General features: G+C 53.4%; 10 protein-coding genes and 4 tRNA genes. All 14 read left to right on the top strand.

The window, feature by feature from the left end:
* The first annotated feature begins 215 nt into the window (after positions 1-215).
* The 14 genes from birA (at position 216) to rplL (ending at position 7,540) form a co-directional block, all read left to right on the top strand.
* Complete coding sequence (gene birA, locus FQ192_RS32295; protein WP_149662061.1) at positions 216-1,175, top strand: bifunctional biotin--[acetyl-CoA-carboxylase] ligase/biotin operon repressor BirA; 960 nt, start codon at positions 216-218, stop codon at positions 1,173-1,175.
* Positions 1,165-1,914, top strand: coding sequence for a pantothenate kinase (locus tag FQ192_RS32290; RefSeq protein ID WP_149662060.1), 750 nt, complete (start codon positions 1,165-1,167; stop codon positions 1,912-1,914). Before birA ends, FQ192_RS32290 begins: the two co-directional genes overlap by 11 nt.
* A gap of 7 nt (positions 1,915-1,921) precedes the next feature.
* Positions 1,922-2,362, top strand: a complete 441-nt coding sequence (locus FQ192_RS32285; protein WP_149662059.1) for a hypothetical protein — start codon at positions 1,922-1,924, stop codon at positions 2,360-2,362.
* 142 nt (positions 2,363-2,504) lie between these two features.
* Positions 2,505-2,589 (top strand) — tRNA-Tyr (locus tag FQ192_RS32280).
* 24 nt (positions 2,590-2,613) lie between these two features.
* Positions 2,614-2,687 (top strand) — tRNA-Gly (locus FQ192_RS32275).
* A gap of 26 nt (positions 2,688-2,713) precedes the next feature.
* A tRNA-Thr gene (locus tag FQ192_RS32270) sits at positions 2,714-2,789 on the top strand.
* Positions 2,790-2,873: 84 nt separating this feature from the next.
* Positions 2,874-4,067: an elongation factor Tu gene (gene tuf, locus FQ192_RS32265; protein ID WP_007896619.1), complete on the top strand. Its 1,194-nt coding sequence runs from the start codon at positions 2,874-2,876 to the stop codon at positions 4,065-4,067.
* A gap of 53 nt (positions 4,068-4,120) precedes the next feature.
* Positions 4,121-4,196: transfer RNA gene (locus FQ192_RS32260), tRNA-Trp, on the top strand.
* Positions 4,197-4,241: 45 nt separating this feature from the next.
* Entirely contained in the window at positions 4,242-4,610 is a 369-nt protein-coding gene (secE, locus tag FQ192_RS32255; RefSeq protein WP_149662058.1) for a preprotein translocase subunit SecE, read from the top strand.
* 9 nt (positions 4,611-4,619) lie between these two features.
* Positions 4,620-5,153: a transcription termination/antitermination protein NusG gene (gene nusG / locus FQ192_RS32250; protein WP_007896622.1), complete on the top strand. Its 534-nt coding sequence runs from the start codon at positions 4,620-4,622 to the stop codon at positions 5,151-5,153.
* Positions 5,154-5,270: 117 nt separating this feature from the next.
* On the top strand, positions 5,271-5,702 hold the full coding sequence (gene rplK, locus FQ192_RS32245) for a 50S ribosomal protein L11 (protein WP_003228756.1): 432 nt from the start codon (positions 5,271-5,273) through the stop codon (positions 5,700-5,702).
* A complete protein-coding gene (gene rplA, locus FQ192_RS32240) occupies positions 5,702-6,397 on the top strand; it encodes a 50S ribosomal protein L1 (RefSeq protein WP_019693883.1) in 696 nt (231 codons plus the stop codon). Before rplK ends, rplA begins: the two co-directional genes overlap by 1 nt.
* A gap of 198 nt (positions 6,398-6,595) precedes the next feature.
* Entirely contained in the window at positions 6,596-7,096 is a 501-nt protein-coding gene (gene rplJ / locus FQ192_RS32235) for a 50S ribosomal protein L10 (RefSeq protein ID WP_149662057.1), read from the top strand.
* Positions 7,097-7,174: 78 nt separating this feature from the next.
* Entirely contained in the window at positions 7,175-7,540 is a 366-nt protein-coding gene (gene rplL / locus FQ192_RS32230; protein ID WP_149662056.1) for a 50S ribosomal protein L7/L12, read from the top strand.
* Positions 7,541-7,724: the final 184 nt, after the last annotated feature.

Raw genomic sequence — 7,724 nt, 5'->3', positions numbered from 1 at the left:
TCCCGAACTCAGCAGTGAAACGATGTATCGCCGATGGTAGTGTGGGGTTTCCCCATGTGAGAGTAGGTCATCGTCAAGATTAAATTCCGAAACCCCTATCTGCGTATGCAGGTAGGGGTTTTGTTTTGTCCGAAGAAAAATCCGCTCAATAGGGTTTCTATGCAACGGCTCGGGGCATGGCTATCATTCGGGCCTCATTGTGAGGCGGGACTTGCATGCTGACTTTGTTAAAGCTTCTAAAGGATGGCCGATTCCATTCAGGTGAGGCCTTGGGCATAGCCTTGGGTGTCAGTCGAAGTGCTGTGTGGAAGCAGCTTCAGCTTTTAGAGGCTGAATTGGGTCTGTCAATTCATAAGGTACGCGGTCGCGGCTATCAATTGGCTGCGCCATTGACGCTACTTGATCCTGTGGAAATAGATGAAAAGTCGTCTATTTGCGGTTGGCCTGCGCAGGTTTTTGACTCTATTGACTCTACTAATGCTGAAGCCTTGCGCGCTATCGGGCGAGGTAGGGCTGCGCCGTTCCTGGTACTGGCAGAGCGACAGACTGCTGGTCGCGGAAGGCGAGGTCGTAAATGGGTGAGTCCATTTGCAGAAAACATCTATTACAGCCTCGTGCTACGCATCGAGGGTGGTATGCGGCAGCTGGAAGGCTTGAGTTTGGTCGTAGGGCTTGCGGTAATGCATGCCTTGCGAAAGCAGGGGGTTTCCGGGGTGGGGCTAAAATGGCCCAATGACCTTCTTGTTGGTCAGAAAAAGATCGCGGGGATACTCCTAGAGTTGGTGGGCGATCCTGCTGACGTGTGCCACGTAGTGTTAGGTGTTGGAATCAATGTGAACATGCAGGCCGCTGAAGAGGTTGATCAGCAGTGGACGTCCATGCGGCTTGAGTCTGGCAGGGTGTTTGACCGCAATCTCTTGGTGGTGGAGCTGGGTTTGATGCTCCAGGCTTACTTGGAGCGTCATCAGCGCGACGGCTTTTCAGCCAGCCATGATGAGTGGGAGCAAAACCATCTGTGGCAGGGGCGGGCTGTCTCATTGATTGCCGGCGTCAACCAGATAGATGGCGTTGTAATGGGTATCGATAATCAGGGTGCCTTGCGCTTGAAGGTGGGTGATGTGGAAAAAGTCTTTAGTGGCGGTGAGCTCAGTTTGAGGTTGCGTGATGATTCTTGAGCTCGACTGCGGTAATAGCTTTATAAAGTGGCGGTTGCTCGGTGCGGACGTCCGGTCAGTGGTTGCGGAAGGTATTGTCGATTCGGATCTTGCCTTGCTGGAGAGCTTGAAGCAGGTCAATGGGTTGGCTCTCAAGCATTGTCGATTGGTGAGTGTCAGGACTGGTGAAGAAACCAGTGCCCTGATTTGCCTTTTGACTGACGCGTTTGGGGTGTCCGTCATGTGTGCGGTGTCTGCCCGCGAAATGTCCGGCGTCCGTAATGGCTACGATGATTATGAAAGGCTTGGTCTTGATCGATGGCTTGCGATGCTTGGAGGGTTCCACCTAGCTTCGGGCGCCTGTCTTGTGTTGGATTTCGGCACGGCGGTCACTGCAGACTTTATTGCGAGCGACGGAGAGCATCTTGGGGGATTCATTTGTCCAGGTATGCCCTTGATGCGCAATCAGTTGCGCACCCATACCCGAAGAATCCGCTATGGCGATCTTGCGGCTGAGCGCGCTCTGGAAAGCCTTGTGCCTGGTCGCACAACTGTAGAGGCAGTTGAGAGGGGGTGTTCCTTGATGCTTCAGGGTTTTGTCCTGACCCAGCTCCAGCTGGCGCGCAGCTATTGGGGAGAGGGTTTCACTGTATTCCTCACTGGTGGTGATGCTGACCTGGTTGCCGGGATCGTGCCTGATGCCAGGGTGGTTCCTGATCTGGTGTTTGTAGGTTTGGCTATGGCGTGTCCCTTGCCCTGAGGTTCTTATGCGTTGGTTGTTTCTGTTGCTGGTCGTCCTCAATGTTTTTTATTACGTCTGGCATCAACAAGAGGCGCCCCTTCGTGCGAAGGATGTGACGCCCCTGAACTTGTATCGAGGCTCTCAGCAGGACATACGTTTGTTGAGCGAGACGACTGACGTTGCTCGCGATAAAGGTAAGCCTCTCCAGGCGGACGGTGATTGCCTCTATGTGGGAGGTTTTGCTCGTCAGGAAACGGTACAGGCGATCGAGCGTCGGTTGAGTGGTTTGGAGATCAAGGCTCAGGTCTTGCCTAAGGATGCCCTGGAACCTGGAGGATTTTGGCTCCGTGTGACGCCTGAAAGCCGGCGTTTACTGGATGACTCGAAGCTGCAAAACCTTTCTAAAGAATTCAATGAGTTAAAACATAAAATAATGCCATGCGAGGGGGTTGCACCCGTCGAATAGTTTGAATAGAATGGCGCCCGCTTCGCAGTGAAGACCTTCTACGGTAAACAGTGCGAAACGAGGTCAACGCAGCTAACCTCAGGTTTTTAATGAGAAAATGCTTGACAGAAGGCTGGCATGATATAGAATGCCGGCTCGCTTAGGAGGGGTTCCCGAGCGGCCAAAGGGATCAGACTGTAAATCTGACGTCTACGACTTCGAAGGTTCGAATCCTTCCCCCTCCACCATTTTTAGCGAGAGCTGCAAGCTCCGCGGGTATAGTTTAGTGGTAGAACCTCAGCCTTCCAAGCTGATGATGCGGGTTCGATTCCCGCTACCCGCTCCAAGTTTGCAGGTCCTGCAAAGTGTTGCGCTCTTGTAGCTCAGTTGGTAGAGCACACCCTTGGTAAGGGTGAGGTCAGCGGTTCAAATCCGCTCAAGAGCTCCATATAACAAGGCAGATATGAAAATATCTGCCTTTGTTTTAATGGCTGATGTTACTTGCTCAATTCTTCTGCTGGGAGTTATTTCGATGGCTAAGGAAAAGTTCGAACGTAATAAGCCGCACGTCAACGTAGGTACCATCGGTCACGTAGACCATGGCAAAACTACTCTGACCGCAGCCTTGACTCGTGTCTGCTCCGAAGTTTTCGGTTCGGCAAAGGTCGACTTCGATAAAATCGATAGCGCCCCAGAAGAAAAAGCTCGTGGCATCACCATCAACACCGCTCACGTTGAATACGATTCGGCCGTGCGTCACTACGCACACGTTGACTGTCCAGGTCACGCTGACTACGTAAAAAACATGATCACCGGTGCTGCTCAGATGGATGGCGCGATCCTGGTTTGCTCGGCCGCTGATGGTCCGATGCCGCAAACCCGCGAGCATATCCTGCTCTCTCGCCAGGTTGGCGTTCCGTACATTGTTGTCTTCCTGAACAAGGCTGACATGGTAGATGATGCGGAGCTGCTCGAGCTGGTTGAGATGGAAGTGCGCGATCTGCTGAGTACTTACGATTTCCCAGGTGATGACACTCCGATCATCATTGGTTCTGCGCTGATGGCGTTGAACGGTCAAGATGACAACGAGATGGGTACTACTGCCGTCAAGAAGTTGGTTGAGACTCTGGATAGCTACATTCCGCAGCCTGAGCGTGCTATCGACAAGCCGTTCCTGATGCCGATCGAGGATGTGTTCTCGATCTCCGGTCGCGGCACTGTTGTGACTGGTCGTGTTGAGCGTGGCATTGTTCGCATTCAGGAAGAAGTTGAGATTGTGGGTCTTCGTGACACTGTCAAAACTACTTGTACTGGTGTTGAGATGTTCCGCAAGCTGCTCGACGAAGGTCGTGCTGGCGAGAACTGTGGTGTGCTGCTGCGTGGCACCAAGCGTGATGATGTCGAGCGTGGCCAGGTCCTGGTCAAGCCAGGCACTGTCAAGCCTCACACCAAGTTCACTGCAGAGGTTTATGTTCTGAGCAAGGAGGAGGGTGGTCGTCATACGCCGTTCTTCAAGGGTTACCGTCCACAGTTCTACTTCCGTACTACGGATGTGACCGGTAACTGCGAATTGCCAGAAGGCGTTGAAATGGTGATGCCGGGTGATAACGTTCAGATGACCGTTACCCTGATCAAAACCATCGCGATGGAAGATGGTCTTCGTTTCGCTATCCGTGAAGGCGGTCGTACCGTCGGCGCTGGTGTCGTGGCTAAAGTCATCGAGTAAGTTGTTGTAATGTCTTTTTCAGGCCGGCATAATGGTCGGCCTGATTTTGTTTTAGGTCAGTAGCTCAATTGGCAGAGCGACGGTCTCCAAAACCGTAGGTTGGGGGTTCGATTCCCTCCTGACCTGCCAGATTCACTTGGTGTGTCTGGCTTTCTTTTCACAGGATCTTCATAGATGACTCCTAAAGCTGAAGCTCAAGGCTCTCGCTTCGATCTGCTCAAGTGGCTAGTAGTAGTCGCTTTGGTGGTTGTTGGCGTTGTTGGCAATCAGTATTACTCTGCTTCGCCGATCCTGTACCGCGTACTAGCTTTGCTCGCCATTGCTGCTTTAGCTGCCTTTGTAGGCCTGCAGACAGTCAAGGGCAAGTCTTTCTTTGTACTGGTTAAGGAAGCTCGCACCGAGATTCGTAAAGTCGTATGGCCAACTCGCCAAGAAACCACGCAGACCACGTTGATTGTTGTGGCTGTTGTTCTGGTTATGGCGTTGCTGTTGTGGGGGCTTGACTCCCTCCTCGGCTGGCTTGTTTCCTTGATTGTCGGCTAAGGGTGTCCCGTGGCTAAGCGTTGGTACGTTGTGCATGCTTACTCCGGTTACGAGAAGCATGTCATGCGCTCGTTGGTAGAGCGCGTAAAGCTGGCTGGCATGGAAGATGGCTTCGGCGAAATTCTGGTTCCCACTGAAGAAGTGGTTGAAATGCGTAATGGCCAGAAACGCAAAAGCGAGCGCAAGTTCTTCCCAGGTTATGTGCTGGTCCAAATGGATATGAACGAGGGGACTTGGCACTTGGTCAAGGATACTCCTCGGGTGATGGGTTTCATTGGCGGTACCGCCGATAAGCCTGCACCGATCACAGATAAAGAGGCAGAAGCGATTCTGCGTCGCGTTGCTGACGGTAGCGACAAGCCGAAGCCGAAGACACTCTTCGAGCCAGGCGAATCGGTGCGTGTCAACGATGGGCCGTTTGCTGATTTCACTGGCACGGTCGAAGAAGTTAACTACGAAAAGAGCCGAATCCAAGTGGCAGTGCTTATTTTCGGTCGCTCTACTCCGGTAGAGTTAGAGTTCAGTCAGGTCGAAAAGGTCTAGCTGAGCAAGCATCCCAACCCCGCAGCCCTAGGCTGTGGGGTTTTGTCGTCACTGGGATAAACGCGCAAGTAACCGGGGAGCCTTTCGAGGCGTTCGAACCCGTAATTGGAGTGCCTCATGGCCAAGAAGATTACCGCTTACATCAAGCTGCAAGTGAAGGCCGCTCAGGCTAACCCAAGCCCACCTGTTGGTCCTGCTCTGGGTCAGCACGGCGTGAACATCATGGAATTCTGCAAGGCTTTCAACGCCCGTACTCAGGGTCTTGAAGCTGGTCTGCCGACTCCAGTGATCATCACTGTCTATAGCGACCGTAGCTTCACTTTCGAAACCAAATCCACACCTGCTTCGGTTCTGCTGAAGAAGGCTGCTGGTCTGACTAGCGGTTCTGCTCGTCCGAACACCGTTAAGGTTGGCACCGTGACCCGTGCTCAGCTGGAAGAAATCGCGAAAACCAAAAACGCGGATCTGACTGCAGCTGATATGGACGCAGCCGTGCGTACTATCGCCGGTTCTGCTCGTAGCATGGGCCTTAACGTGGAGGGTGTGTAATGGCTAAGTTGACCAAGCGTCAAAAGGCTATCGCCGGCAAAATCGAAGCAGGCAAGGCCTACAACTTTGTAGACGCTGCTGCTCTGCTGGCTGAGCTGTCGACTGTCAAGTTCAGCGAGTCGTTCGACGTTGCTGTTAACCTGGGCGTTGACCCGCGTAAATCCGACCAGGTCGTTCGTAGCGCTACTGTGCTGCCGCACGGCACTGGCAAGACTGTTCGCGTTGCTGTGTTCACCCAGGGGCCAGCTGCTGAGGCCGCTCTGGCTGCCGGCGCTGACCGTGTAGGTATGGACGATCTGGCTGCCGAAATGAAAGGCGGCGACCTGAACTATGACGTAGTTATCGCATCCCCGGATGCAATGCGCGTTGTTGGTCAGTTGGGTCAGATCCTCGGCCCACGTGGTCTGATGCCTAACCCTAAAGTCGGCACCGTAACCCCAGACGTAGCTACCGCGGTTAAAAACGCCAAGGCTGGTCAGGTTCGTTATCGCACCGACAAAAACGGCATCATTCACACCTCCGTTGGCAAAGTCGGTTTCGACGCCGTCAAGCTGAAGGAAAACGTTGAAGCCCTGATCGCTGATCTGAAGCGTATCAAGCCAGCTTCTTCGAAAGGTATTTACGTCAAGCGCGTTACCCTGAGCACCACCATGGGTCCAGGTCTGGTCATCGACCAAGGCTCGCTCGACGCGTAAGACACAGGTTGGCGCAAGCGATTGCGCCAATTGAAAGATTGGGGTCCCTGCCTGGCGGGGGCTATCCAAGACCGTAGGCGGCGCAAGTCTTAAACCTCAAGCCTACGCAGATGGTGCTCCCGGTTCCTTACCGAATCAGACACCAAAACGACATCCGGCTCCGGTTGGATGAAACGGTAACAAGCAGGAGTTAAACCCGTGGCAATTAATCTCGAAGACAAGAAGGCCATCGTCGCTGAAGTCAACGAGGCTGCCAAAGTTGCCCTGTCTGCTGTTGTGGCTGATGCCCGCGGTGTGACAGTAGGCGCAATGACCGGACTCCGTAAAGAGGCTCGTGAAGCTGGCGTATACGTACGTGTTGTACGTAACACCCTGCTCAAGCGCGCTGTTGCTGGCACTGAATACAGTGTCCTCAACGACGTGTTCACCGGCCCGACTCTGATCGCGTTCTCCAAGGATCATCCAGGCGCTGCTGCCCGTTTGTTCAAGGAATTCGCCAAGAGTCAGGATAAGTTCGAGATCAAGGCAGCTGCGTTCGAGGGCAAGTTCCTCGCAGCTAACCAAATCGACGTACTGGCAACACTGCCGACCCGTAACGAAGCTATTTCTCAGCTGATGAGCGTGATTCAAGGCGCTACCAGCAAGTTGGCTCGTACTCTGGCTGCAGTTCGCGAGCAAAAAGAAGCTGCTGCAGCCTAAGGCTGAGCATCTCCTTTCGCGTATTTTTGTTTATTTCGATGGCCGCGTAGGCCGTCCCCCAATTCAGGAAATACAGTAATGTCTATCTCCCAAGAAGATATCCTCAACGCCGTAGCTGAAATGTCGGTTCTGCAGGTTGTTGAGCTGATCAAAGCTTTCGAAGAAAAATTCGGCGTTTCCGCTGCTGCTGCTTCCGCCGGCCCAGCCGCTGTTGCCGCTGTTGCTGAAGAGCAAACCGAATTCAACGTCATGTTGACCGAAACTGGCGAGAAGAAAGTTAACGTGATCAAGGCAGTACGTGAACTGACCGGTCTGGGCTTGAAAGAAGCCAAGGCTGTAGTTGACGGCGCTCCTGCCATGGTTCTGGAAGCTGTTTCGAAAGACGCAGCTGACAAAGCCAAAGCCACTCTGGAAGAAGCAGGCGCTAAAGTCGAGCTGAAGTAAGCATCGACTTTGCGTCTCCAGCCCGAGCGTTAAGCGAAAGGCTGATGGCTGGTGGCTCTTGCCACCGGCCTTTTTCCGTTATTGGCAGCCGACTGGGTCGGTGCTGGTAACGAGCTGTAACCACCCGATGCGGTGGAGCAAACCATGGGGTTTGCACGATTTTCTGGCTGCTCCCGTCGGGAGG

Source organism: Pseudomonas sp. ANT_J12 (genome assembly GCF_008370045.1).
GTDB lineage: Bacteria > Pseudomonadota > Gammaproteobacteria > Pseudomonadales > Pseudomonadaceae > Aquipseudomonas.
This window is presented reverse-complemented; position numbering and strand designations above follow the sequence as displayed.

Coding starts and splice junctions, on each gene's coding strand:
- birA (WP_149662061.1), top strand. CDS start 216: ATGCTGACTTTGTTAAAGCTTCTAAAGGATGGCCGATTCCATTCAGGT.
- FQ192_RS32290 (WP_149662060.1), top strand. CDS start 1,165: ATGATTCTTGAGCTCGACTGCGGTAATAGCTTTATAAAGTGGCGGTTG.
- FQ192_RS32285 (WP_149662059.1), top strand. CDS start 1,922: ATGCGTTGGTTGTTTCTGTTGCTGGTCGTCCTCAATGTTTTTTATTAC.
- tuf (WP_007896619.1), top strand. CDS start 2,874: ATGGCTAAGGAAAAGTTCGAACGTAATAAGCCGCACGTCAACGTAGGT.
- secE (WP_149662058.1), top strand. CDS start 4,242: ATGACTCCTAAAGCTGAAGCTCAAGGCTCTCGCTTCGATCTGCTCAAG.
- rplK (WP_003228756.1), top strand. CDS start 5,271: ATGGCCAAGAAGATTACCGCTTACATCAAGCTGCAAGTGAAGGCCGCT.
- rplA (WP_019693883.1), top strand. CDS start 5,702: ATGGCTAAGTTGACCAAGCGTCAAAAGGCTATCGCCGGCAAAATCGAA.
- rplL (WP_149662056.1), top strand. CDS start 7,175: ATGTCTATCTCCCAAGAAGATATCCTCAACGCCGTAGCTGAAATGTCG.